The 25,986-nt window shown below is 34.6% G+C and carries 20 protein-coding genes and 1 tRNA gene; 10 read left to right on the forward strand and 11 right to left on the reverse strand.

Features of this window, described 5'->3' with window-relative positions; translation table 11 throughout:
- Positions 1-5 precede the first annotated feature (5 nt).
- From rpsB to rplM, 3 genes are all read right to left on the reverse strand, one after another.
- Entirely contained in the window at positions 6-770 is a 765-nt protein-coding gene (rpsB, locus tag FEM21_RS01490) for a 30S ribosomal protein S2 (protein ID WP_035656930.1), read from the reverse strand.
- Between the two features lie 172 nt (positions 771-942).
- Positions 943-1,329, reverse strand: coding sequence for a 30S ribosomal protein S9 (gene rpsI, locus FEM21_RS01495; RefSeq protein ID WP_035656932.1), 387 nt, complete (start codon positions 1,327-1,329; stop codon positions 943-945).
- Positions 1,329-1,784 carry a 50S ribosomal protein L13 gene (gene rplM / locus FEM21_RS01500; protein ID WP_035656933.1) on the reverse strand — a complete coding sequence of 152 codons (456 nt, stop codon included), beginning with the start codon at positions 1,782-1,784 and terminating at the stop codon, positions 1,329-1,331. Before rplM ends, rpsI begins: the two co-directional genes overlap by 1 nt.
- A gap of 344 nt (positions 1,785-2,128) precedes the next feature.
- On the opposite strand from rplM, the gene FEM21_RS01505 reads away from it, so the two are divergent.
- Positions 2,129-3,178 (forward strand): LacI family DNA-binding transcriptional regulator, encoded by a 1,050-nt coding sequence (locus tag FEM21_RS01505; protein WP_035656934.1) that lies wholly within the window; start codon positions 2,129-2,131, stop codon positions 3,176-3,178.
- A gap of 54 nt (positions 3,179-3,232) precedes the next feature.
- Here the strand turns inward: FEM21_RS01505 and polA are convergent, their stop codons facing one another.
- Positions 3,233-6,079, reverse strand: a complete 2,847-nt coding sequence (gene polA / locus FEM21_RS01510) for a DNA polymerase I (protein WP_035656936.1) — start codon at positions 6,077-6,079, stop codon at positions 3,233-3,235.
- A 225-nt stretch (positions 6,080-6,304) separates the two neighbouring features.
- Between polA and FEM21_RS01515 the strand changes: the two genes are divergently transcribed.
- Positions 6,305-7,540, forward strand: coding sequence for a metallophosphoesterase (locus FEM21_RS01515; RefSeq protein ID WP_035656937.1), 1,236 nt, complete (start codon positions 6,305-6,307; stop codon positions 7,538-7,540).
- Positions 7,541-7,614: 74 nt separating this feature from the next.
- Positions 7,615-7,911, forward strand: coding sequence for a thioredoxin family protein (locus FEM21_RS01520; RefSeq protein ID WP_035656938.1), 297 nt, complete (start codon positions 7,615-7,617; stop codon positions 7,909-7,911).
- On the opposite strand, the gene FEM21_RS01525 is transcribed toward FEM21_RS01520, so the two are convergent.
- Both FEM21_RS01525 and FEM21_RS01530 read right to left on the reverse strand, forming a co-directional pair.
- On the reverse strand, positions 7,908-8,591 hold the full coding sequence (locus FEM21_RS01525; RefSeq protein WP_035656940.1) for a polysaccharide deacetylase family protein: 684 nt from the start codon (positions 8,589-8,591) through the stop codon (positions 7,908-7,910). The genes FEM21_RS01520 and FEM21_RS01525 overlap by 4 nt on opposite strands.
- 88 nt (positions 8,592-8,679) lie before the next feature.
- Positions 8,680-11,958, reverse strand: coding sequence for a DUF2723 domain-containing protein (locus FEM21_RS01530; protein ID WP_035656941.1), 3,279 nt, complete (start codon positions 11,956-11,958; stop codon positions 8,680-8,682).
- 216 nt (positions 11,959-12,174) lie between these two features.
- Here FEM21_RS01530 and FEM21_RS01535 point away from each other — a divergent pair.
- A tRNA-Gln gene (locus FEM21_RS01535) sits at positions 12,175-12,245 on the forward strand.
- 81 nt (positions 12,246-12,326) lie between these two features.
- Here FEM21_RS01535 and FEM21_RS01540 read toward each other — a convergent pair.
- From FEM21_RS01540 to FEM21_RS01550, 3 genes are read right to left on the reverse strand one after another with little or no spacing between them, the layout of a single operon-like run.
- Positions 12,327-13,493: a chromate transporter gene (locus FEM21_RS01540; protein ID WP_035656942.1), complete on the reverse strand. Its 1,167-nt coding sequence runs from the start codon at positions 13,491-13,493 to the stop codon at positions 12,327-12,329.
- 11 nt (positions 13,494-13,504) lie between these two features.
- Positions 13,505-14,008: a hypothetical protein gene (locus FEM21_RS01545; RefSeq protein ID WP_035656944.1), complete on the reverse strand. Its 504-nt coding sequence runs from the start codon at positions 14,006-14,008 to the stop codon at positions 13,505-13,507.
- A gap of 54 nt (positions 14,009-14,062) precedes the next feature.
- On the reverse strand, positions 14,063-14,932 hold the full coding sequence (locus tag FEM21_RS01550; protein ID WP_035656945.1) for a chromate resistance protein ChrB domain-containing protein: 870 nt from the start codon (positions 14,930-14,932) through the stop codon (positions 14,063-14,065).
- Positions 14,933-15,104: 172 nt separating this feature from the next.
- Between FEM21_RS01550 and FEM21_RS01555 the strand changes: the two genes are divergently transcribed.
- Positions 15,105-17,372, forward strand: a complete 2,268-nt coding sequence (locus FEM21_RS01555; RefSeq protein ID WP_035657136.1) for an acyl-CoA dehydrogenase family protein — start codon at positions 15,105-15,107, stop codon at positions 17,370-17,372.
- Positions 17,373-17,439: 67 nt separating this feature from the next.
- Here the strand turns inward: FEM21_RS01555 and FEM21_RS01560 are convergent, their stop codons facing one another.
- Positions 17,440-18,264, reverse strand: coding sequence for a universal stress protein (locus FEM21_RS01560; protein ID WP_035656946.1), 825 nt, complete (start codon positions 18,262-18,264; stop codon positions 17,440-17,442).
- 177 nt (positions 18,265-18,441) lie between these two features.
- Between FEM21_RS01560 and rimP the strand changes: the two genes are divergently transcribed.
- The 4 genes from rimP to FEM21_RS01580 all read left to right on the forward strand — a co-directional run bounded on the left by rimP (position 18,442) and on the right by FEM21_RS01580 (position 23,918).
- A complete protein-coding gene (gene rimP / locus FEM21_RS01565) occupies positions 18,442-18,906 on the forward strand; it encodes a ribosome assembly cofactor RimP (RefSeq protein WP_035656948.1) in 465 nt (154 codons plus the stop codon).
- Positions 18,907-18,920: 14 nt separating this feature from the next.
- Positions 18,921-20,174, forward strand: coding sequence for a transcription termination factor NusA (gene nusA, locus FEM21_RS01570; RefSeq protein ID WP_035656949.1), 1,254 nt, complete (start codon positions 18,921-18,923; stop codon positions 20,172-20,174).
- 50 nt (positions 20,175-20,224) lie between these two features.
- A complete protein-coding gene (gene infB / locus FEM21_RS01575) occupies positions 20,225-23,137 on the forward strand; it encodes a translation initiation factor IF-2 (protein WP_035656951.1) in 2,913 nt (970 codons plus the stop codon).
- 301 nt (positions 23,138-23,438) lie between these two features.
- Positions 23,439-23,918 (forward strand): hypothetical protein, encoded by a 480-nt coding sequence (locus FEM21_RS01580; RefSeq protein ID WP_035656953.1) that lies wholly within the window; start codon positions 23,439-23,441, stop codon positions 23,916-23,918.
- A 129-nt stretch (positions 23,919-24,047) separates the two neighbouring features.
- Here the strand turns inward: FEM21_RS01580 and FEM21_RS01585 are convergent, their stop codons facing one another.
- Complete coding sequence (locus tag FEM21_RS01585) at positions 24,048-24,437, reverse strand: SPOR domain-containing protein (protein ID WP_035656954.1); 390 nt, start codon at positions 24,435-24,437, stop codon at positions 24,048-24,050.
- Positions 24,438-24,654: 217 nt separating this feature from the next.
- Between FEM21_RS01585 and FEM21_RS01590 the strand changes: the two genes are divergently transcribed.
- Positions 24,655-25,983, forward strand: coding sequence for a c-type cytochrome (locus tag FEM21_RS01590; RefSeq protein ID WP_035656956.1), 1,329 nt, complete (start codon positions 24,655-24,657; stop codon positions 25,981-25,983).
- The last annotated feature ends 3 nt before the right edge of the window (positions 25,984-25,986 follow it).

A 25,986-nucleotide genomic window follows, 5' to 3' on the forward strand; every position in this document is an offset into this window, starting at 1 on the left:
TTTATTTATTCTTCAGTTGCAGGAGCAGCTTCAGCCTCAGCAGCTGGAGCTTCTTCAGCTACTTCAACTTCTTTTTCAGAACCTCTTTCAGAAAGTCCTTCGATAACTGATGCAGTTACTAAAGATAAAATTTTCTCAATTGATTTAGAAGCATCATCATTGGCTGGGATAACGTAATCTACTTCACGTGGATCAGAGTTAGTATCAACCATTGCGAAAACCGGAATGTTTAATTTTTGTGCTTCTTTTATTGCGATGTGCTCAGCTTTGATATCTACTACGAACAATGCAGCTGGTAGTCTAGACATATCAGCGATTGAACCTAAGTTTTTTTCTAATTTAGCACGAAGACGATCTACTTGTAAACGCTCTTTTTTAGATAGCGTGTTGAAAGTACCATCTTTCTTCATTTTATCAATAGAAGACATTTTTTTAACTGCTTTACGGATAGTAACAAAGTTTGTTAACATTCCACCTGGCCATCTTTCAGTGATATAAGGCATGTTTGCAGCTGCTGCTTTTTCAGCAACGATGTCTTTTGCTTGTTTTTTGGTAGCTACAAATAAAATTTTTCTACCTGATGCAGCGATTTTTTTCAAAGCTTCGTTAGCTTCTTCAATTTTAGCTGCAGTTTTATATAGGTTAATGATGTGAATACCATTACGCTCCATATAAATGTAAGGAGCCATGTTTGGATCCCATTTTCTAGTCATGTGTCCAAAGTGAACACCTGCTTCTAGTAATTCTTTTACTTCTATTTTGCTTGACATTTTTTGTACTAGTTTACGTTCTGTTGAGTAAGCAATGTATAAATGGCGAAATATCGGCTAAATACATTTAGATGCTAAACTAATTTCCCGACGCATCGGGACAACAACAACATTGTTTAAATTCAATAATAAATTCAATAAAGTCTTGCTCCTGTGAACAAGACAGGCAATATTAACGTTTAGAGAACTGGAATCTCTTACGAGCTTTCTTCTGACCGAATTTCTTACGTTCAACCATTCTTGGGTCTCTTGTTAATAAACCTTCTGGTTTTAAAATACCTCTGTTTTCAGCGTTTGCTTCACACATTGCACGAGCAATTGCCATTCTTACAGCTTCTGCCTGACCAGTGATACCACCTCCGTAAACATTTACTTTTACGTCAAAGTTAGATGCGTTTTCTGTCATTGACAATGGTTGCAATACTTTGTATTGTAAAGTAGCAGTTGGGAAATAAGTTGCTAATTCTTTTTTGTTTACAGTGATTACTCCTGTTCCTTCTGAAACATAAACACGTGCAACAGCGGTTTTTCTTCTACCGATTTTGTGAATAACTCCCATTACTTAAGATCGTTTAGGTTAACAGTTCTAGGTTTTTGAGCTCCTTGTTTGTGCTCAGCTCCTACAACAACATTTAAATTTCTGAAAAGTTCAGCTCCTAATTTGTTTTTAGGTAACATTCCTTTTACTGCTTTTTCAACTAAAGCTGCAGGGTTTTTAGCTTGCAATACTTTAGCAGTTAAAGTTCTTTGTCCTCCTGGATAACCTGTGTGACGCATGTAAATTTTTTCGTCAAGTTTGTTACCTGTAAGGTTGATTTTTTCTGCGTTGATAACAATTACGTTATCTCCACAGTCCACGTGTGGGGTATAGCTTGGCTTGTACTTTCCTCTTAAAATCATAGCGACTTTAGAAGCAAGACGTCCTAAGTTATGACCCTCTGCATCTACAACGATCCACTCTTTAGCAGAGTTAGTCTTTGTAGTTGAAATTGTCTTGTAGCTTAATGCGTTCACAATAAAAATTTTTTAATTAAACATTCCATCCCCAATAAAGGGGTTGCAAAAGTACAATTAATTATTTTAAAACCAAATACCTTAAATGAATAAATTTTTTGGGTTTTTGTATTGATAATCAATTGGATATTTATCGTGCTTTATCGTGCAGGTTTTTTATATTTTGGTTAATGACTTTGGTTTTAAAATTATTGTAGATTTGGATTGAAAAATAAATTGATTATCTTGCAGTCTTGCGATGTAAAGAATAAGATAAATAGGGTTTGTTATTAAGTGAATCCGAGTTTGTTTTTTAATTGGTCACATCTTATATAAACGACTAAAGTTAAGACAATACTATTACTATGAAAGTTAAAGCAACACTGAAGCAAATTGCAAAAGAATTGAATGTTTCTGTTTCTACAGTTTCTAAGGCACTTAATGATAGTCCTGAGATTAGCAGCCAAACTAAAATTAAGATTAAGGAGTATGCTAAGCTTAAAAATTACAAGCCTAATATTATAGGTCTGAATTTAAAAAACAGAAAAACAAAAACCATAGGTGTTATCATTCCGAATATTTTGAATTCTTTTTTTGCAAAAGTTTTTAGTGGAATCGAAAAAGTAGCTGAAGCAAAAGGGTATAATGTAATTACCTGTATTTCTAATGAATCAATAGTAAAAGAAATTAATACGCTTGAAATGCTGAGTAATGGAACTACCGATGGTTTTATTTTGTCAGTTTCGCAAGAGGCTCAAAAACTTCAGGATTATTCTCATTTTACCGATATTATAAACGAAGGAACACCAATTGTGATGATTGATCGGATTGCTGATGAAGTTGAATGTGATAAGGTTGTGGTTGATGATTATGATTCGGCGCTGAATGTTACGCAACGATTGATTGATACAGGATGTAAAAACATTGCATTAATTTCTTCGGTAGATGATTTAAGTGTAGGGAAATTAAGAACCGAAGGTTATTTGAAAGCTTTAGCCGATAATGGTATTGCAGTAAACGAAAATATTATTCTTCGTACCAATTCAGAAGACGAAATGAAGAAACGAATTGATGCTATTTTCGAGAACAATACAATTGATGGTGTTTTTGCCTTAGATGAACGAGATTCAGTTGCGGCATTGAAATTAGCTATTAAAAAAGGTTATAAAATTCCCGAAGAACTTTCTATTATAGGTTTCGCGGATGGAATTTTAGCCTCAAGACGATTAACACCAAGTTTGAGTACCGTAAGTCAACATGGAGTAGAGATTGGTGAAGTAGCTGCCAAATTACTCATTGATCGCCTCGAAGCTGATGAAGAAAACGAAGCGCCTTATCAAACTGTTGTTATTAAAACCAATTTGAAAGAAAGAGAATCTTCCAGAACCAAAAAAAAATCCATTTCTAAGAAATAAAGAAATGGATTTTTTTTGTTCTGCTAACTAAAAACTGAACACTGACTACTCAAATCAATGCGCTTCCAGCCAGTCTTTGCCCATTCCTAAATCGACCACTAAAGGAACTTCCAGCTTGAAGGCATTTTCCATTTCGGATTTAATCATCGGTTGGATTTTTTCCAATTCCTCATTGTGAACGTCAAATACAAGTTCGTCATGTACCTGCAATAACATTTTCGATTTCCAGTTTTCGGCAATTAATTTGTTATGAATGTTAATCATTGCAATTTTGATAATATCAGCAGCCGAACCCTGAATAGGAGCGTTGACTGCATTTCGTTCGGCACCGCCGCGTACTACAGCATTTTGCGAATTGATATCTTTTAAATACCTGCGACGGCCTAAAATAGTTTGTACATAACCATTTTCTCGGGCAAAATCAATTTGCTCGTTAATAAATGACTTCAGTTTTGGATACGATTTATAATAAGCATCAATTAATTCGGCACTTTCAGAACGGGAAAGATTCGTTTGGTTAGAAAGTCCAAAAGCCGAAACCCCATAAATAATTCCGAAATTTACTGTTTTAGCATGACTACGTTGTTCTCGGCTTACTTCTTCCAATGAAACATTGAAAACCTTAGAAGCAGTCGATTTGTGGATGTCTTCGTTGTTTTGGAAAGCCTTAATCATGTTTTCTTCACCACTTAACGCAGCAATCACACGCAATTCTATTTGAGAGTAATCGGCAGAAACTAAAGTGTAATTTTCATCACGGGCAATAAATGCTTTCCTGATTTGGCGGCCTCTTTCGGTACGAATAGGGATATTTTGTAAGTTAGGATTATTCGAACTCAAACGGCCTGTTGCCGCTACCGTTTGCATATAATCAGTGTGAACGCGTCCTGTTTTTGTGTCAACTTGGTTTGGCAACGCATCAATATAAGTACTTTGTAATTTTACCATTTGACGCCATTCCAGGATATCGCGTACAATTTCGTGTTCGTTTGCCAGATAACTCAAGACTTCTTCTCCGGTAGCATATTGTCCGGTTTTAGTTTTCTTTTGTTTGGCACCGCCAATTTTCAATTTGTCAAATAAAATATCGCCGAGTTGTTTTGGCGAAGCCAAATTGAATTTCTCTCCGGCAGTTTCGTATATTTTTTGTTCTAAAGCATTGCTTTCGATAGCCATTTCTGTTGACATGCTTTTCAAAAACGCAACATCAAGATTCACACCTTCAGTTTCCATAGCAGCAAGTACAGGAATTAGCGGAACTTCGATTTCGTCAAATAGTTTTTGCGTAGCTGTTTTTTCCAGTTCAACAGCAAATAATTCTTTCAACTGAAAAGTAACATCGGCATCTTCGGCAGCATATTCTTTGATGTCTTCCAGCTCGACTTCGCGCATCGACTTCTGATTTTTTCCTTTCTTGCCAATTAAATCCTCAATAGATTTTGGTGAATATTTTAAATAAGTCTCCGATAAAATATCCATATTATGACGCATATCAGGATTAATCAGATAATGCGCAATCATGGTGTCGAATAATTTTCCGGCTACGCGAATGCCATAATTCGATAATATTTTTAAATCGTATTTGATGTTTTGACCAATTTTTTCGATAGCTTCATTTTCGAAAAAAGGAATGAATTTTTCTGCCAAAGCCTGAGCTTCTTCCTGATTTTCCGGAAACGGAACGTAAAATCCTTTTCCTTTTTCATAAGAAAATGAAATTCCAACCAGTTCAGCATGTAAAGCATCCAATCCAGTGGTTTCAGTATCAAAGCAAACCGAAGTTTGTTTTTGTAAATTTTGCAATAACAATTTAAGACCTAAATCTCCCTGAATAATTTGGTACGAATGCGGTGTGTTTTCAAGCGTATTATAGAATTGCTGGTGTACCACTTCATTCTCATGAGTAGGAAGCGTACTTGAAAATAAATCGAATTGATCCTGATTTTTTGCCTGTGGCTTTTTGTACAATTTCGCATCGTCCACAGGAGTTTCTTCGTTATTGAAAGCCTGGGCTGGATTTTTAAAAATAGCATCAAATTGTTCTGCCATTCTTCTAAATTCCAGTTCGTGAAAAATAGCATCCGTTTTTTCTACATCAGGCGTAGAAAGTTCATAATCTTCTTCGTTAAAAGTCACCGGACAATCCAGGCAAATTGTTGCTAGTTTTTTAGATAATAATCCCAGCTCAGCATTGGCTTCAATTTTATCTTTGATGGCACCTTTCAATTGGTGTGTATTGGCTAAAAGATTTTCCATCGAACCATATTCGGCAAGGAATTTTTTAGCTGTTTTTTCGCCGACCCCTGGTAATCCCGGTATATTATCAGCTGAGTCTCCCATCATTCCTAAAAAGTCAATTACCTGTTCCGGTCTTTCGATTTCAAATTTTGCCAAAACTTCAGGAATTCCCCAAATTTCGATTCCGTTACCCATGCGTGCGGGTTTATACATGAAAATATTTTCGGAAACTAACTGAGCAAAATCCTTATCGGGCGTCATCATAAACACCTTGTAGTTTTGCTTTTCGGCTTGTTTGGCAATCGTACCTATCAAATCATCGGCTTCACAACCGGCAACTTCAATAATAGGAATGTGCATGGCATTTAATAATGCCTGAATATAAGGAATCGCAATTTTGATTGCTTCGGGAGTTTCGTCCCGATGTGCTTTGTATTGTGGATAAAGTTCGTTTCTTAAATCACTGCCGCCTTTGTCAAAAGCCACCGCCAGATGATCTGGTTTTTCACGCTTAATCACATCCATCAGTGAATTCATAAATCCCATAATGGCCGAGGTATCCATGCCCTTAGAGTTGATTCTTGGATTTTTAATAAAGGCATAATAACCTCTAAAAATTAAAGCGTAGGCATCGAGTAGGAAAAGACGTTTTTGAGCAGACATGTTAAAATAATTTGGATGTAAAAATAAACAAAGCTTTTTAAAAATCCTTCATTTAATTGGATTGTTCGTTAAGTAATGGGTAGAATAGTGTTAATGTTTTTTTATTTGGTTAGGAAGTTGTTTCTGTAGATAGGTTTCTAAAAACAACTCTGCCTAGTTAAATTTTAATTAAGATATTCTCAACTAATGGTGAGATGTTGTTATTTTGTGTAAAAATGTATTCAAATGGGGTTTAGGTTGCTCTTTTTTATAGTGGTTCTTTTATTGGTTGAACTTTATGCTTTTCAGGCTTTTAAAACGATTGTCAAAGATAGATGGTTCATGGTGGCTTATGGAGTACTCAGTTTAGCTGTTTTGATTTATATTGTTTATGGCTTTTTTAGTTTTGATCGTTCGGTGGGGCAAACTCGGGGGATGATGTTTACTATGGGTTTGATGCTGGTGGTTTATGTTCCTAAAATTGTGTTGACGATTGTTTTATTAGGTGAAGATATTTTTAGAATAGGGGCGAGTTTGGTTAATTACTTTATGTATAATACGCCCCGAAAGGAAATGATGCCTGAGAGACGAAAGTTTATTAGTCAGATAGGATTAGGATTGGCTGCAATTCCGTTTTTGTCTTTGATTTACGGCGTAACTATTGGGAAATATAATTTTAAAGTAATCAAACAGCGTATCTTTTTTCCTGATTTACCGGATGCTTTTGATGGTTTTACGATTACCCAAATTTCAGACGTGCATTCGGGAAGTTTTGATAATCCTGATAAAATAAGCTATGCGATTGATTTGATCAACGAACAAAATTCGGATATGATTTTGTTTACGGGTGATATTGTTAATACGCATGCTACCGAAATGCATCCGTGGATTGAAACTTTCAATCGTATTAAAAAACATGAATATGGTAAGTATTCGGTTTTAGGGAATCATGATTATGGTGAATATGTAACCTGGCCTTCGCAGACAGAAAAAAATCAAAATTTCCAGGATATTAAAGATTTGTATGGGCGAATTGGGTTTAATCTATTATTGAACGAATATCGTTTTGTAGAGAAAGACGGTCAGAAAATAGCATTGGTAGGTGTAGAAAATTGGGGTAAAAACTTTAAACAGGCTGGTGATTTGAATAAGGCTTCAGAGGGGCTTCAGGTTGAGGATTTTAAAATTTTGATGAGTCACGACCCAAGTCATTGGGATATTGAAGTAAAAGAACATGAGAAGAACTTTCATTTAACATTTTCCGGGCATACTCACGGAATGCAATTTGGTATTGAAATTCCGGGTTATTTTAAGTGGAGTCTGGCGCAATATGTTTACGCACAGTGGGCAGGTTTGTATGAGCATTTAGGGCGTTATATTTATGTAAACAGAGGTTTTGGATTTCATGCTTATCCGGGAAGAGTAGGAATTATGCCTGAAATTACGGTTATTGAACTAAAAAAGGGAGAGAAATTAGCATAATTCGGTAAAAATGCTACATTTGTATATAAGAAACGATGTTTCTTGATGATTTAAAAAAATAATTCGTTGGTTTTATGTCAAAATTTGGAGAACTTATAAGTACACATGTTCCGGTGTTGATAGATTTCTACACAGACTGGAATGAATCTTCGGTTTCTATGAACGATGTTATTCGAGATGTTGCTGCAGCTTTAGGTGATAAAGCAAAAGTGATAAAAATTGATGTCGATAAAAATCAAGAACTAGCCGAAGCTTTACGTATTAAAGGATTGCCTACCTTGATGGTTTATAAAGACGGTCAAATGGTTTGGAGACAATCAGGAGAGTTAGATGCTAATTCGCTTATTTCTATTGTACAGGAACAGCTTTAATATGGAATTGTTTCAAAAACAAAGTTGTTTTTGGATAAATGTTCCAGCGTTTTAGGTAGTGCATATTCTAGGTTTTTAAAAGCTTTTATGCTGTCATGGAAGACTATTATGCTTCCTGATTGTGTATTTGATATTACATTATTCAAACATTCTTCTTTTGTTATGTTTTGGTCAAAATCGGCACTCAAAACATCCCACATTATTATTATGTAGCCTTTTTTTCTGAGTTGTCTGGCTTGGGCTGCTTTTATTTTGCCATAAGGCGGACGGAAGATTTTAGATTTTAGATAGCAGATTTTAGATTGCTTTGCCAGTTCACCTTTCGGTATCGTGTGCAGATTATTAATTGCATTTTCACAGAAAGAAATATTTTCTAAATAATCTTCACCAATTGTTTTCCATCCATTCAAATGGTTGTGAGTGTGATTGCCTATCGCATGTCCTTTTTCAATGATTTTATTAAAGATTTCAGGATGAGCTGTTATGTTTTTGCCAATGCAAAAAAAAGTAGCTTTGGCATTGTACTGGCCTAATTGATCTAAAACCCAGGTAGTGATTTTAGGTGTTGGTCCGTCATCAAAAGTAAGATAGATTTTCTTTTCGTTATTGGGAATGTCCCAAACGTACTTTGGAAATAATTTCTTAATAAGATAATGTGTTTTGACCCAATAAGTTTTCATTGGAAAATGATTTGGTACTTAAAGATAAAAAAATGTAGCAATCTTTTTGTTTTAGGATTGCTACATTTTTTATGAAATTATTAGTTTGTTATTCTTTATCACGTTCAAAACGCGCAAAAATATCAATATAGGTGTTGAAAACGGCTCTGTGTTTTTGATAAAAAGCCGTATCGTTGTTTGCTTTCATTACTTCAAGCAAGGCTCTGTAACGCTCAATATCAGTCACAATATCTATAACTACATACGATTGATCATCGGCAGACATTTTACTGTAATAGTTTAGGTTTTCTTTATACTTAACTACTAATTTGTCAAGAAGTTCATGAGCTTTAGCAACTTCGCCTACTTTATAATAACCATTAGCAAATGGCTCAAGTAATGAATAATAACCAAATTTATCAACAGGCATTTTTTGCATAGCGAGAGCAATGACTTTCTTTGCTTTGTCAATTTTGCCTTCTGCAATTAACTGATTCATTAGTCGGGAAAGGTTAGTTCTGTAAGTGATGCTTTCACGACGAGTTTCAGGGTCGTGATAGATGTTTCCGTCACTATTACCCCAATCCCATGCCATGATGATATTGTACATTTTTTCAGAATCAATTTGTCCCATTTCCATAGGATTTCCGTCTTTAGGGATTGTTGTTTTTACTGGAACTAATTTGTAAACCATACCGTCTAATTGAAGGTAGTCTTTCATCCATAAATATTCTTCATCGTCAAATGCGCCACCGCTGAAATATATTGGTCGTTTCCAATTGTTATTGGCAACCAAATCCAACATCATTAATCGGTTTTTGTATAAGGCATTTCCTTTGATATCAATATCAATGTAAGGAACAATAGAATCGTAATCTTTCTCAGAAACAATTTTGTTCTTAATAATGATATTTTTATCTACCGGAATTCTAACCTGATTTGTAGGGAAGAAATGAATGGTTTGTCCGTTTTGCATTTCAACAGTCGATTGCGGATTTTTGATAAAATCCATCAAGTTTTTTACACTCCAACGGCTTTTTGTTTTTGGAATACTTACTACATAATCTAACTTATCACCCACATATTGATCGTGTGTGAACGAAATAGGTAATGGTTCAGATTCATAAGTTTTCGTTTTCATTTGGTCAATATACCAATCGGTCATGAAAAGACTAGTGTTGACAATTTTGATATCCGTTCTGATGCCTTCAATTTCCTGTGCATACCAAAGAGGGAAAGTGTCGTTATCTCCAATAGTGAATAAAATTGCATTAGGATCACAAGAACTCAGGTAGGCTTTTGCCATTGCTAATGCCGTATATTTTCCTGAACGATCGTGGTCGTCCCAGTTTTGCGAAGCCATTAAAACCGGAGCACCTAATAATGAAACAGCTACAATAGCTGGTCCGGCAATTTTTGGATTCAAATATTTCTTAGCAGTTTCATATAAGGAATAAACGCCAAGCCCTATCCAGATGGCAAATACGTAGAACGAACCTACTAAGGCATAATCTCTTTCTCTAGGTTCGAAAGGTCGTTCGTTCAGATAGATTTTTAATGCGATTCCGGTGAAAAGGAATAAAACAGTTAATACATAAAAGCTTTTTAGATTTTTACTCGCATGATACATTAATCCAATGATTCCTAAAATAAACGGAATAAAGAAATATACATTACGTCCTTTATTGTTTAAAGCGTCAGTAGGTAAGTTTTCCTGCGAACCTAAATGAATTTCGTCTATAAATTTAATTCCACTAAGCCAGTTTCCATCTTGGTCGCCGTATCTTCCCTGATTGTCGCTCTGGCGTCCAACGAAATTCCACATCAGATATCTCCAATACATGTAGCCGAATTGGTATTCGACCATGAAACTTAGATTGTCAGCAGTTGTAGGTTTTTCGATTATTAGATAATCGCCATAACTTCTTAAGAATTTTACATAGCCTTCGTTGTCAATTTGTTTTTGAGCATAGGCTTGTCTGAATTCAGAAACTGTTTTTTCAACCTCATTTTTTAATTGAGCAGTTGCTCTGTTGAAGTCTTCTTCAGAAAGCTGACTGGCATCTACACCATATTTAGCCAAATCATTTTCGTAAGGATAATTAGGATTGATGGTAAATTGAGGAGGATTTGTAAAATTGATATAATTAGCAATATGCTCCGTGCTCCACATTCTGGGTAAGAATGCTTTTTGAGCATCATCACTATTTTGTTCTGCGTTCTTGTAATTGTTTACAATAACATATTTTCCTAATTTGTAATCTCTTTCGTAGTTAGGTGCTTTGTCACGGTAAGGAGTTTTTGGATCTAATCCAGCGAAAGTTTCGGTGTATTGAGGTCCGTAGAACAATGGATTTGATCCGTATTGTTCTCTGTTGTAGTAAGCTAAAACTTCTCGTGCATCTGACGGTCTGTTTTCGTTGATGATCACATTGGCATTAGCACGAATAGGTAGCATTAACCAGGTTGAGAATCCTATCAGGATAAATAAAACACAAAGAATAAGTGTATTGTAAGTCACTAAACCTTTGTCTTTAGTGTATTTTAATCCAAAATAGAAAGCGGCAATTAAAACTAAGGTTACAATAATAGTTCCTGAGTTAAATGGCATTCCAAGGCTGTTTACGGTAAAAACTTCTGCTTTTGCAAAAAATGCCATTGTTAGCGGAAGTAATAATTTGAAAATAAATAATAAAACCGATACTACTACTATATTAGCAATAATGAAGTTTTTGATAGTTACGGTTTTATAGTTTTTAAAATAATACAAGAAACCTATGGCAGGAATCGTTAATAATGACATAAAGTGAACTCCAAATGACAAACCTGTAACTAATGAAATAATTAATAACCATCTGTTTCCTCGAGGTGTATTCATTTCTTGTTCCCAACGTAATCCCAGCCAGAAAAGCAATGCAATAAGTAGAGAGGCCATAGCATAAACTTCGGCTTCTACAGCGTTGTACCAAAAACTATCCGAAAAAGTATAAGCTAAAGCGCCTACAAATGAACTTCCTAAAATTACTATATCATTGCTTTTATTGGTTTCTTCAGAACTGTTTACAATTTTTCTCAAAATCATTGTCGAAGACCAGAACATAAAAAGAATAGTAAATGCGCTAGAAAAAACAGAAGTCATATTAACCATTAATGCAACATGTTCAACACTTGTGGCAAACATGGCGAAAAAAGCACCAATCATTTGAAACAAAGGAGCTCCAGGTGGATGTCCTACCTCTAGTTTTGCTGCTGTGGCAATGTATTCTCCACAATCCCAAAAGCTCATTGTGGGTTCAACAGTAAGAGAGTAGGTTATTAATGCGATTCCAAAAGCAATCCAGCCTATGATAGTATTCCATTTTTTGAAATTGAAAGACTCCTTGTTCATGTAGTAAAATTTAGTTAATTTTTCGAGTTACAAAGAAAATGTTTTTTTATTTAAGGTTATAGGCATTAACAAAATTTTCTAGAAAACAATTCGCTTTTTTAAAAGCTTGATTTTGAGGTTGGTTTTTTATTTTTTTAAAATTTTCAAAAAAAACTTTAAAAAAAGTTTGCGTAAACTGAAAAACCTTGTAAATTTGCACTCGCAATAAAGCACTGCTGGTCTATGGTGTAATGGTAACACAACTGTTTTTGGTGCAGTCTTTCTAGGTTCGAGTCCTAGTAGACCAACTAGCAGATTAAAAGAACCCTGTAAACGTTAAGTTTACGGGGTTTTGTTTTTTTTATAACGTTTTTGAAAAGCGTAGTAATTTATATAATTGATTTTATAAGAACTCCAAGAACTGCTGCAACTGCAATAATGTATGGTTCTTGAATTTTCTTTATGTATACTAAGGCAAAAATAGTTGTAATAGCTATTAGTGTTGTTGGGATATCTACTATACTTCTGGATGCGATTACGCCAACAGCTCCTACTAATGCTCCAACAACAGCTGCGGTAATGCCATCGACAAAAGCTTTGATAGATTGATTTTGTGCTATTTTATTAAAAGATGGAGCCAGGGCAATTGTAAATAAATAACAAGGTAAGAATGTGGCTAGAGCAGCAATCAAAGCTCCTTGAAAACCAGCGACTAAATAGCCTATAAAACCAACAGTAATAACAACAGGACCAGGTGTGATCATTGCAACTGCAACAGCGTCAATAAATTGTTGTTCGGATAGCCATTGGTTTTCAATTACAACTCCGGAGTGTAAAAAAGGGACAATTGCTAATCCGCTGCCAAATACAAATGCTCCGGCTTCTGCAAAGAAAATAGCAATTTTGACAAGAGTGGAATGCTCACTGTTCCAAAATCCAATTTGTAATAGTATAATAGAATTGGAAGTTTTGTTGTTAAACCATTTTGGAGGTGCTTTGATAAACATATATATCAGTCCTGCCAATACAAATAATACAATTTGTTCTTGTTGGGTAACTAATGTTATGATTACTGCAACTATGAAAAACAGCCATAATAACCAATTGGTTTTAAAAGAGTTTAAATTGAATTTGCCAATTGATTTTATGGTCAGTTTATAAGAGCTCATTATGATTATGCCTATAACTGCTGCGCCAACTCCATAAAAAACGGCTTGTATCCAGGATAAACCACCGTATAATTTATAAACTATTCCTAATAGTATAACCATTATAAATGAAGGTAAAATAAAAGCAAATCCAATTAAGGTTGCTCCTAAGAAACTGTAATGTACAAATCCAAGATAAATTCCTAATTGTGCAGCTAATGGTCCAGGTGCTAATTGTGCTAAAGCTATGCCTTCTTTGTATTCTTCTTCTGAAATCCATTTTCTGTTTTCTACTAAATCCCGATGCATGTAGCCAACTAATGCTACAGGACCACCAAAACCAATTATTCCTAATTTTAGAAAATAAAAAGTTAATTCCTTTAAAGTATAATTTGGGTTTTCTTTCATGATTAGGTATTTTAAAAAGCAATACCTAATTGTATTCCTGAAGTGAATGTGGCAGGATGATCATTGCCAAGTCGTATTGGGAAGGGAAGAGAAACATAAAAACTGCTGCTCGGACCTTTTACTACCGTTTTGGTTATTACCGGAGTAACCCCGAAACGGCCACTGGTTTCAAAAGCTGCTCTTCCTGCAAAAGTATAGCCATGTCCTAAAGCAACGAGTACACCAGGATGAAATAATATGCTGTTTACTTTGCTAATTCCGTCATCAGTTTTGATGCTGGGAGCGATTTCGAATGAAAAACCAATTTTAGCGTTTTTCCAGATATTAATTCCTGTTGGAAAATTTACGGCATAATAATCTCTAAAATTTACAGCGGTTTCTTCACTGCTAATAGTTGCGATAGGATGCATTACTGAAAAATATCCGGTTATTTTTGGATATGTAGTGGTTTGTGCAATAGCAGTTATAGAAAATACGAATAAGACCGAAGTCAGAAAATGTTTGAAATGTGTCATAAATAGTTTTATTTTTCGCAAAACTATTATGATTGAAAAAGTATAAATAGTATGTTATTTACCTTTTGTATCTGAATTACTTTTTTGTGTGATTTTTCGATAGGAAGAAGGATTTTTTCCGGTACTTTGTTTAAATATTCTCGTAAAATGACTTTGGTCTGAAAAACCGGTCATATAGGCTATTTCGGTAAGTGTGTAAGTGGAATTCTGAATAAGATGTATTGCTTTTTCAATTCGTAATTTTCTAACATAATCTCCAAAATTAAGATCTTCAAAATACTTGGAAAACTCTCTGGATAAATAAGAAGGATTGAGTTCTAAATCATTAGAGATTTTTTTTAAGTCAAAGGTAAATTGAGTGTCAATTTGGTCCTGAATAATTGCTTTCAAATCTTTAACCCATGCAGGTGTCTTTTTGCTGTTGGTTTTATTGTCTTTGAGGAATTTATTATATACTTCGTGTAGCATATTTTCAAAAGGACTATTCTGTAAATGTTTTTGCTTATGCAAATGTGTAGCCCAACTGTATAATGCATCATAAATGATCATTCCGTTTTCTAATAATTTATAATCATCGGTAATGTTATAGGAAAGCCCTGCCGAAATTGCCCAAAGTCCTGCTGATTCTTTTGCAATATCGTGTCGGTCAGTGTCGGCTCCCCGAACAATATCGGCGATAATCAGAATGGCGGGATCTTTGATTTTGTATTTTTTTACAATGTAATCAAAAGTACATTTTTCCTCATAGTGGGTGAATTCTACATTAGGAATGTCGAATGGAATAGCATCTAATTCTTTTGCTTTAGATAACACTTCGTCGAAAGGAACGTAAATAAATTCGGCCTCCTTATCTACAAGTTTCTTTATTAACCAAGGGGAAGCTATTCGGTCAATTTTAGGTCGTTCTCTGGTGATCCATTTCATAGGAAAAATTATTTTGATGTAAAAATAAGGGAATAGACTTGGTTTTCGTTTATGGTAAGAATGAAAAATGGAATATCTTAAAATTACCACAATCTTAACACCGATTCCAAATAGGAATCTGTATTTTCATAACTTCGAAAAAATCTATTGCCAAACTGAAACATTCTTAGTTATGAAAAATACCAAATTACAAGCTTTTATTCCGCTATTTTATATTGTATGGTCTGATAGTTTGTTGACCGAAAAAGGGTTTTTTACGTTGCATGAATTTATTGATTCGCAGGATTGGCTTTCGGCAGAAGAAAAAGAGTTTTTGTTTTCGAAAATAACAATTGCTAATCCGCCGTCTCGTCAGGATATTACTGATTGGCGAAATAAAATTGAAGAAATTATTCAAAATCGACCTGAAATAAAATCGGTTTTTGAAGTTGTTGTTGCGCTTTCCGGAGATGATGAAATAATTCAGGGATTAGAAATTGCTTTTGTAAAACTTGAAAATGATTTAGGTATTTTAGGTGAGGAAGCGATTAGTAATTTTAAATCGAAAGCGCAATCGCATACAGTTAATTCGCATACAGAAGCCAGTTTTGATGTTAATAAAATCACTGCTATTTTAGATGGAGCTCAGGCACCGATTATTAATAAAGTAAAATCGGTTATTTCGAGACCTGAATTTCAATATGAAACTTCGACGGATATTGGGGTTTATCGTCAAAAAGTACTGGATTGGTGTAAAATCCTGGCCGATGAAAATCTCGGGAATATGGCTTATCCAAAAAAATACGGCGGTGGTGAAAACATAGCTGATTATTTTTCGATAATGGAAACGTTAAGTTACCACGATTTGAGTTTGGTAATTAAATTTGGAGTGCAATTTGGACTTTGGGGAATGAGTGTGCAGTCATTAGGAACCGAAAAACATTATGTTAAATATTTAAAAGATATTGGAGCGCTAAAATTACCAGGATGTTTTGCAATGACGGAAACGCATCATGGTTCGAATGTGAAAGGACTGGAAACAACGGCTACTTATAATCACGAAAATCAAACGTTTGTAATTCATACACCACACGAAAAAGCCCAAAAAGAATATATTGGAAATGCTGCATTGCATGGACAAATGGCAACTGTTTTTGCGAAACTTATTATTGCCGGACAAGATCACGGTGTGAATGCTTTTGTGGTTCCTTTGCGTGATGAAAATGGTGTGGTTTTAAAAGGAATTACCATCGGCGATTGCGGTCATAAAATGGGGTTGAATGGAGTAGATAATGGTACAATCCGTTTTGATAATGTGGTGATTCCTAAAGAAAATATGCTGGATCGTTTTGCTTCAGTAAATGATAAAGGCGAATTTGAAAGTCCGATTCCAAGTGATAACCGACGTTTTTTTACGATGTTGGGAACTTTGGTTGGTGGGCGAATTGGAATTCCTCGCTCGGCTTTGGCTGCTGCCAAAAGCGGATTGGCAATTGCTATAAAATACAGTGATCAGCGAAAGCAATTTGGTCCGGAAAATGGAGAGGAGGTACCGATTTTAAATTACCGAATGCATCAGCGTAGATTATTGATTCCATTGGCTAAAACCTATGCAATACATTTTGCTTTGCAATATTTGACTAAACGTTTTATTAATAAAACGGAAGCAGAAATGCAGGAAATAGAAGCTTTGGCAGCAGGTTTAAAATCGTATTCAACCTGGAATACAACGGCAACTTTGCAGGAATGTCGTGAGGCTTGTGGTGGAAAAGGTTATTTGTCTGAAAATAGAATCGATGCCTTAAAAAATGATACTGAAATTTACACGACTTTTGAAGGCGATAATACGGTTTTGATGCAATTAGTAGCTAAGAATCGTTTGGCTGAGTTTCGAAAAGCTTTTGGAGAAATGGGATCTTTAGGAATTATCAATTATGTGTATGAAAATGCTAAATCGGCAATAGCGGAGAAAAATCCGGTGGTTATTCGAAAAACGGATGATGAACATTTGCTGGATAGCCAGTTTCATTTGCAGGCTTTTCAACATCGCGAAAAAACTATTTTAGCTTCGGCAGCTAAACGTATCAAAAAATTAGTCGATAGTGGTTTGGATGCTTATGATGCTTTTAATGTAGTGCAACACCAAATGATAGACGTGGCTGAGGCTTATCTGGATAGTGTGGTTTTAGAGCAGTTTCAAATTGCGATTGAGGCTGTGAAAGATGAAAAAAGTAAAGCTATTTTAACGAAATTGAATCAGTTGTTTGCGCTTTCTCAAATAGAAATAAATAAAGCCTGGTATCTGGAAGATGGTTATATGGAAGCGGTAAAAACGAAAGCGATCAGAAAAATGGTGAATCAACTCTGTTGGGATATTCGACCGGATGCTGTGGCGTTAGTTGATGCTTTTGCAATACCAGATTCTTGTTTGGCGGCGCCTATTGTAGTTGGAGAAAAATAAAAAAAATGTTTTAAAAATAGAAAAGCCCAAATTGTTTAAAATTTGGGCTTTTGTTTTGTTGCTCTTTCTATATTTTAAAAACGATAAGGGGTTTTGATGCGTGATTGGCTAAGTCTTCGCTGATGCTTCCGGTGAAGAAATGAGTGAATCCGGTTCGTCCATGCGTGCACAGACTTATTAAATCGGCATTAATGCTGTTGGAGAAATTTATAATTCCTTTTTCAACATTCGTGTCGTTGTAAATATGGGTTGAGAAATTTTTGACTGGAAATCCGCTAATGAAATTTTGCATTGTTTTTTCGGTTAAATCTGTGGTTTTGAAACTATTTGGAGTACAGATTGTTACTAAATGAAGTTTTGCATCAAATGTATTGGCAAAGTCAAGAATCTTTTCAAACGGTTTTTTAATTTCTTCTAAGAAATCAGAGGCGAAAACAATATTTTTCGGATGAAATTCAGGTATTTCTTCTTTAATTACTAATACTGGAGCATTCGATAAACGAACCACTTTTTCAGTATTAGAACCAATAATTATTTCTTCAATTCCCGAAGTGCCATTCGATCCCATAATTATTAAATCAATATCTTGTTCCTTGCTATAGGAAATAATGGCGTGTGATGGTTTCTCAACTTTGATAGAATCTGTGATGATTAGACCGTTGAGGAAACTTTTTTCTTTTATGAATTGAATGGTTTCTTTTGCTTTTTGTATAAAAAGCATGACTTCGGGTATAGGAGCACCGCCGGTAATGGCATCGTTCATTTGGCTGGGAATTTCCAGCATGTGTAATAAATGAATTTCTGCATTATTGATTCGGGCTATTTGAGCGGCTACTTTAAGTGCGTTTTCGGCCTGGATTGAAAAATCGGTAGGGACTAATATCTTTTTCATGATTTTTAAGGTTTGGGGTGTATGTAAAATTAAAATTTGTCTTAATAATAAAGGTACGGAATAATTTTACAGCAATCAATTATTTTTGGTTTATAAAAATAAACACTATATTTGTGCCGTTATTTATTAAAATCTAGATAATGAGGGGACTAAATGTCCCCTCTTTTTATAAAAAATATGACATTTAAAGAGAAAGTAAATACATTGTTAGTGGAGGCTCTTGCAGAAAAGCCAACACTTTTTTTGATTGATTTGACTATCACTGATGCATTTAAAGTTATGATAACTTTAGATGATGATAATGGTGTAATTTTGCAGGACTGTATTGATGTAAGTCGGGCAATAGAGAGTAATCTGGATAGAGAAGAACAGGATTATTCGTTAGAAGTAGCTTCGGTAGGAGTAGGTTCTCCGTTAAAAATGGTGCGCCAATATATCAAGAATATTGGTAGAACCCTGATAGTGACTACGAATACTGAAAAAATTGAAGCTGAATTAGTAGATGCTAATGAAGATTTCATAATTTTGTCTTGGAAAGCAAGAGAGCCTAAAAAAGTAGGAAAAGGAAAAGAAACAGTACAGAAAGAACAACAAATCCCTTATACAGAAATTAAAGAGGCGGTTGTTACAGTAACATTTTAATTTAAAGAATTCGCATGGAAAATTTAGCATTAATCGATTCATTTTCAGAGTTTAAAGATGATAAACTTATTGATCGTGTAACGCTTATGGCAATTTTAGAAGATGTATTTAGAAATGCATTGAAGAAAAAATACGGTTCAGATGATAATTTCGATATCATTATCAATCCTGATAAAGGAGATATGGAAATTTGGAGAAGGAGAGTAATCGTTGCTGATGAAGATTTGGATTTCGAAAATGAAGAGATTACTTTGACAGAGGCCAGAAAAATTGAAGCGGATTTTGAAATTGGAGAAGAGGTTTCTGAAGAAGTTAAATTGATTGATTTAGGAAGAAGAGCGATTTTGGCTTTACGTCAAAATTTGATTTCTAAAATCCATGAACACGATAATACTAATCTTTATAAGCAATTTAAAGATTTAATAGGCGATATTTACACCGCCGAAGTACACCATGTTCGTCCAAGAGTAGTTATTCTTGTGGACGATGAAGGAAATGAGATTGTTTTACCAAAAGAAAAACAAATTCCGTCTGACTTTTTCCGTAAAGGAGATAACGTACGTGGAATTATCGAAAGCGTAGAATTAAAAGGAAATAAGCCTCAAATTATTATGTCTAGAACTTCTGAGAAGTTTTTAGAAAAATTATTTGAACAAGAAATTCCAGAGGTTTTTGATGGTTTAATTAACATCAAAAAAGTAGTGAGAATTCCAGGTGAAAAAGCAAAAGTAGCTGTAGATTCTTATGATGACAGAATTGACCCAGTTGGGGCTTGTGTGGGAATGAAAGGATCTCGTATTCATGGTATCGTTCGTGAATTAGGAAATGAGAATATTGATGTAATCAACTATACAAACAACATTCAGTTGTTTATAACAAGAGCATTGAGTCCTGCTAAGGTGTCTTCGATTAAAATTAATGAAGAGGCTAAAAGAGCAGATGTATATTTGAAATTAGAAGAAGTTTCTAAAGCGATTGGTAGAGGAGGACATAACATTAAATTAGCTGGTTTGTTAACTGGTTATGAATTAGATGTTATTAGAGAAGGAGATGTTGAAGGTACTACAGCTGATGAAGACGATGTTGAATTAACAGAGTTTTCAGATGAAATTGAAGAATGGATTATAGAAGAATTTGCAAAAATTGGTTTAGATACTGCAAAAAGTATTTTAAAGCATGATGTAGAAGACTTAGTAAGAAGAACAGATCTTGAAGAGGAAACAATTCTTGATGTAATGAAAATATTGAAAGAAGAGTTCGATAGTTAGTTCTATACTTCTAAGCAACACAACGAAATAGGTAATAATAAAAAGGTTATATGTCTGAAGAGAGAGTAATAAGAATAAACAAAGTTTTAAGGGAATTGAATATTTCTTTGGAAAGAGCTGTGGATTATCTTAAAGATAAAGGGATTGCGATTGAGTCTAATCCAAACACAAAAATTTCTAATGATGTATACGATGTCTTGTGCGGTCAGTTTGCGGGTGACAGAGGGAAAAAAGAGGCTTCGAAAGAAGTAGGCGAAGAGAAGAGAAAAGAAAAAGAAGCTTTACGTATTGAGCGTGATAGAGAAGCGGAAGACAAACGTAAGCAGGAAGAAGAATTACAAAAACAACAACAAGAGGTAATTAAGGCGAGAGCTACGATTTCAGGTCCTGTTCAAGTTGGGAAAATTGATTTGAATCCTTCAAAAGCTACTCCTTCTTCTCCAGCAGTTGAGGAAAAAGCAGCAGCTGCTCCTAAGCCTGAAGTTGTCGAAGAAAAACCGGCTGCTAAAACTGTTTCTCCAGAGAAAATCGAATCAGACAAAAAAGAAGAAAAACCTGTTGCGGCAGAAGCTAGCAAAGCTGTAGTTGAAAATACATCTAAAGAAGAAGTTGTGAAAGAGGAAAAACAGAATCCTGTTGTTCCTGCAGCTAAAGAAGTTAAAAAGACTGAAGAAGCAGCTAAATCTGACGAAGCTCCTGTTGAAGAAGCTATCGCAACACAATATCAAAAACTTTCTGGGGCTACTTTAACAGGTCAGGTTATTGATTTGTCACAATTCAATAAGCCAAAGAAAAAGAAAGAGGATCCAAAAATTGCAGCTAATAAACCAGGTGCACCTGGAGCTGCTGGAGCAAATGCAAATAAAAATAAGCGTAAAAGAATTGCACCTAAACCAGGTACACCTAATACGCCGGCTACACCAAGACCTCCGGGAACTCCAAATCCTAATAAAATAACACCTAATACTGGTGGTGGAGGATTTAATGCTAATAGAGGAGCCAGACCTGGATTTGTAAAAGGAAACCGTCCTGCTATTGTTGCTAAAGTTGAGCCAACAGAGGAAGAAGTTAAAAATCAAATTAGAGAAACTTTAGAAAAACTTCAAGGTAAAAAAGGAGGAAAATCTAAAGCGGCTAAATATAGAAGAGATAAAAGAGATACGCACCGTCAGAAATCTGATGATGAGCAAAGAGCTTTAGATGAAGAAAGTAAAACTATTAAAGTTACTGAATTTGTTACTGTAGGTGAAATTGCAATCATGATGGATGTGCCAATTACTAAAGTGATTGGAACGTGTATGTCACTTGGTATCATGGTTACTCAAAATCAACGTTTGGATGCTGAAACATTAACCATTGTTGCAGATGAATTTGGTTATGACGTTGAGTTTATTACTGTAGATATCGAAGAAGCTATCGAAGTAGTTGAAGATAAAGAAGAAGATTTAGTAGCCAGAGCACCGATTGTTACTGTAATGGGACACGTTGACCACGGTAAAACATCTTTATTGGATTACATCCGTAAAGAAAATGTTATCGCTGGTGAGTCAGGAGGAATTACTCAGCACATTGGAGCTTACGGGGTGAAATTAGAGAATGGTCAAAAAATTGCATTCTTAGATACTCCGGGTCACGAGGCGTTTACTGCAATGCGTGCACGTGGAGCGCAACTTACCGATATTGTTATTATCGTAATTGCTGCCGATGATGATATCATGCCGCAAACTAAAGAGGCTATCTCTCATGCTCAGGCAGCTGGTGTGCCAATTATCTTTGCAATCAATAAAATAGATAAACCAAACGCGAATCCGGATAAGATTAAAGAAAGATTGGCTGGTATGAATTTGCTTATCGAAGAATGGGGAGGTAAAATCCAATCTCATGATATTTCTGCTAAAACCGGTCTTGGAGTAAAAGATCTTTTAGAGAAAGTATTGTTAGAAGCTGAGATTTTAGATTTAAAATCTAATCCAAACAAAGCGTCTCAAGGTGCTGTAGTTGAAGCTTACTTAGATAAAGGAAAAGGATATGTTTCTACTATTATGGTGCAACATGGAACTTTAAGAATTGGAGATTACTTGTTAGCAGGTAAACACCACGGAAAAGTTAAAGCAATGCATGATGAGCGTGGTAATGTTGTTACTATTGCAGGTCCATCAACGCCGGTATCTATTTTAGGTTTAGATGGAGCTCCTACAGCTGGAGATAAATTTAACGTTTTTGAAGACGAAAAAGAAGCAAAACAAATTGCTGCTAAACGTTCTCAATTAATGCGTGAGCAATCAGTACGTACACAACGTCATATTACGCTTGATGAAATTGGACGTCGTATCGCATTAGGTCAATTTAAAGAATTGAACGTAATCCTTAAAGGTGACGTGGATGGTTCTGTTGAAGCATTGTCTGATTCGTTCTCTAAATTATCTACTGAAGAGATTCAAATTAATATTATCCATAAAGGAGTTGGAGCAATTACTGAAACTGACGTTATGTTGGCTTCTGCTTCAGATGCAATCATTATCGGATTTAACGTTCGTCCTGCTGGAAATGCTAGACAATTGGCTGATAAAGAAGAAATCGATATCCGTTACTACTCAATTATCTATGCGGCAATTGATGACTTGAAAGATGCGATGGAAGGAATGCTTGCTCCGGAAATGAAAGAAGAAGTATTAGGTACTGCTGAAATTAGAGAGTTGTTCAAAATTTCTAAAGTGGGAACTATTGCCGGATGTATGGTTACTGATGGTAAGATTACACGTCAGGCAAAAATTAGAGTTATTAGAGCCGGAGTGGTAGTTCACGAAGGAGAATTAGTAGCCTTGAAGCGTTTTAAAGACGATGTGAAAGAAGTTACTAAAGGATACGATTGTGGTATCCAGGTTAAAGGATTTAATGATATTGAAGAATATGATGTTATTGAGGCTTACCATGAAGTAGCAATCAAGAAAAAATTGAAATAATAGTTTAATTATATTTTATAAGAAAATCCCGATTCGTCGGGATTTTTTTGTTTATTTTTATAATATGTGTAGGCATAAATACAAGGGTAAATAATTTTAGGACAAAAGTTATTGTTGTGTACAGTTGAATTCATATGATTATTATGTGAGAAATTAGTGGTTTTTTAAAGGTGATTGTTCAATTGATTATAGCTTTAATGGATAAAATTTTTCATGTTTTATAGTTATTGATGTAATAAACAATACATCATTTTGAAGAATTCAGAAGAGATTTGTAAAGAAATTCAAAATATGAAGTCAAATGAATAGTAAAATTTTCAAGATCCTGTTTACTCTAACTGTCTTAGTTGGTTGTAAGAATGAAAAAGAGCAACTGTTATTCAAAAATAATAACGAGAATTTATGTTTCGATATTAAGTGGAAAAGTAAGGGTAAGCAATATTATGGTCGCAGTTGTGTGTTTAAAAAAAATGGAGATGCATATTTTTTTGAATACGAATTAGAGGGTAGTCAGGTGAGGTATGCTTTATTGGAAGACTTTTATAATCCTCCACAATGGAATAAAAAAGAGGATTCTATTTTTTGTGGTTATTATTACTATAAAGCATCGTATCAAAATGAAAAAGAATTATTGCTTTATGGTAAACTAGATACGTTGTATTTGGAAGAAATTAATGAGTTGTTTAGTATTAGTTTTTTTAAAAGAAAATCTTCTTTGATTAATCTAATTGATAATAGAAGCAAGGATACAATCGCAAAGATAAAGATGACGAATCAGTAAGAATGATAAAGTTTTAGAAGATGTTTTTTGCTGAACTAGTTTTGTGATTTGGCTAAATGAAAAAGAGCCTAAAAAAGCAATTTTGCTGCTTTTTTAGGCTCTTTTTTTATAACAAAAAGTGTTAAATTTTTATTTTTTCGGCTTTATCAAAAATGCGTTTTGATATACTTTTTTGATTTCTACTAAATTTCGCTCGGCTTCTATTCGGGTTCTGAAATTGCCTAGCCATACTTTATAATTAGGGGTGTTGAAAACGATTGTTGCATCTAGGTCTGAAAAATTTTGTTTGCAATCGTTTAATGTGCTTTTTGCTTTTTCGCTATTGCCACTAAAAACCTGAATTTTATATCGCTCATTTACAGTAATTGAGGTGTTAATTTTTCTTTTTTCACTCAATAATTGTTCGAATTTTGGATTTTGCTGAATGTTAATTTTTGCCTCCTGAGCACTCAGCTTATGACTGCAAATAATTAGTAGGCTAATGTGAAAAAAATGATTTCGAATCTTTAAAATTCTCATAATGTGAAGATTTTTGAGTAAAATTAATATTTATTCATTGAAAGTGAAATAAAAAATTTATTTAGAATTGATATAAATTGTTGTTTGGGCTGTTTTAGGGTTTTGAGAATAGTTCTTAAGTCGTATTTTTGTCGGAGTTTAAAATAAAGGGGCATTTTTATATGTATTTATAGTATAAAAAATTGTGCCAATTTTTAGTAGATAATCATTATACTTTATGAAAAAGGTGGGTAACCATAATTCGAACTCAAGGAAAATGTTTTTAAGTTTAGCAATGATGCTGGCTTTTTCCTTCTCTTCATTTGCGCAAGATGCTGCTCCTGCAGCTCCAACCGAGGCTGCTCCTGCAGCTGCTACAACTGGAGGTGATCCAGTAAAAGGTAAGGCGCTTTTTAATTCTAATTGTGCTGCTTGTCATAAGCTAGATGCAAAATCAACAGGTCCTGCGCTTAGAGGAGTTGCTGATAAGCATGAAAAAGAATGGCTTTACAAGTGGATTCATAATAGTTCTGACATGATTAAGTCAGGAGATCCTGCTGCAGTTAAATTATTTAATGAAAATAATAAATCTGTAATGACATCTTTCCCTCAGTTATCTAACGAGGATATTGATAATATTATTGCCTATACTTCAGAACCAAAAGCGGAACCTGCTGCTGCTTTACCAGGAGCTCAGGCTGGTGCTGATGCTGCACAAGGTAGTGGTTCTAATAATAATGTGATATTAGGTGTTCTTGCTTTAGTATTAGTTGTATTAGTTGTGATGTTGTTCATGGTTAATAATGTACTAAGAAAAGTAGCAAAAGCAAATGGTATCGAGGTTGCTCCAAAAGCACAACGTACTCCTATTTGGAAAGCTTTTGTTAAAAATCAATTTTTAGTATTGGTTTCTTGTGTCTTCTTGTTGTTAGCTAGTGGTTACTTTGTGTATGGCTACTTAATGCAGGTAGGTGTTGATCAGGATTACCAGCCTATTCAGCCAATTCATTATTCTCATAAAATTCACGCTGGTGATAATGAGATTAACTGTAAATATTGTCACTCTGCAGCCAGAGTTAGTAAAACTGCAGGTATTCCTTCTTTAAATGTTTGTATGAACTGTCATAAAAACATTTCTGAAGTTGCTGAAACTACAGCTACTCCTGAGTACAGCAAAGCATTCTATGATGCACAAATCCAAAAATTATATGATGCAGTGGGTTGGGATAAAACAACTCAGTCTTATACTGGAAAAACACAACCTGTAAAATGGGTTCGTATTCATAACTTACCTGATTTTGTTTACTTCAACCACTCACAACACGTAACTGTTGGGGGAATTGAGTGTCAAACTTGTCACGGTCCTGTTGAGACTTATGAAATTCAAAAACAATTTGCTCCTTTAACAATGGGATGGTGTGTTGATTGCCATAGAAAAACTGATGTTAAAATGGAAGGAAATGGGTATTACAAAAAAATACATGAAGAACTTTCTAAGAAATACGGTGTAGAGAAATTGACCGAGGCACAAATGGGAGGTTTAGAGTGTGGAAAATGCCACTATTAATTA

Source organism: Flavobacterium seoulense, assembly GCF_000695795.1.
GTDB lineage: Bacteria > Bacteroidota > Bacteroidia > Flavobacteriales > Flavobacteriaceae > Flavobacterium > Flavobacterium seoulense.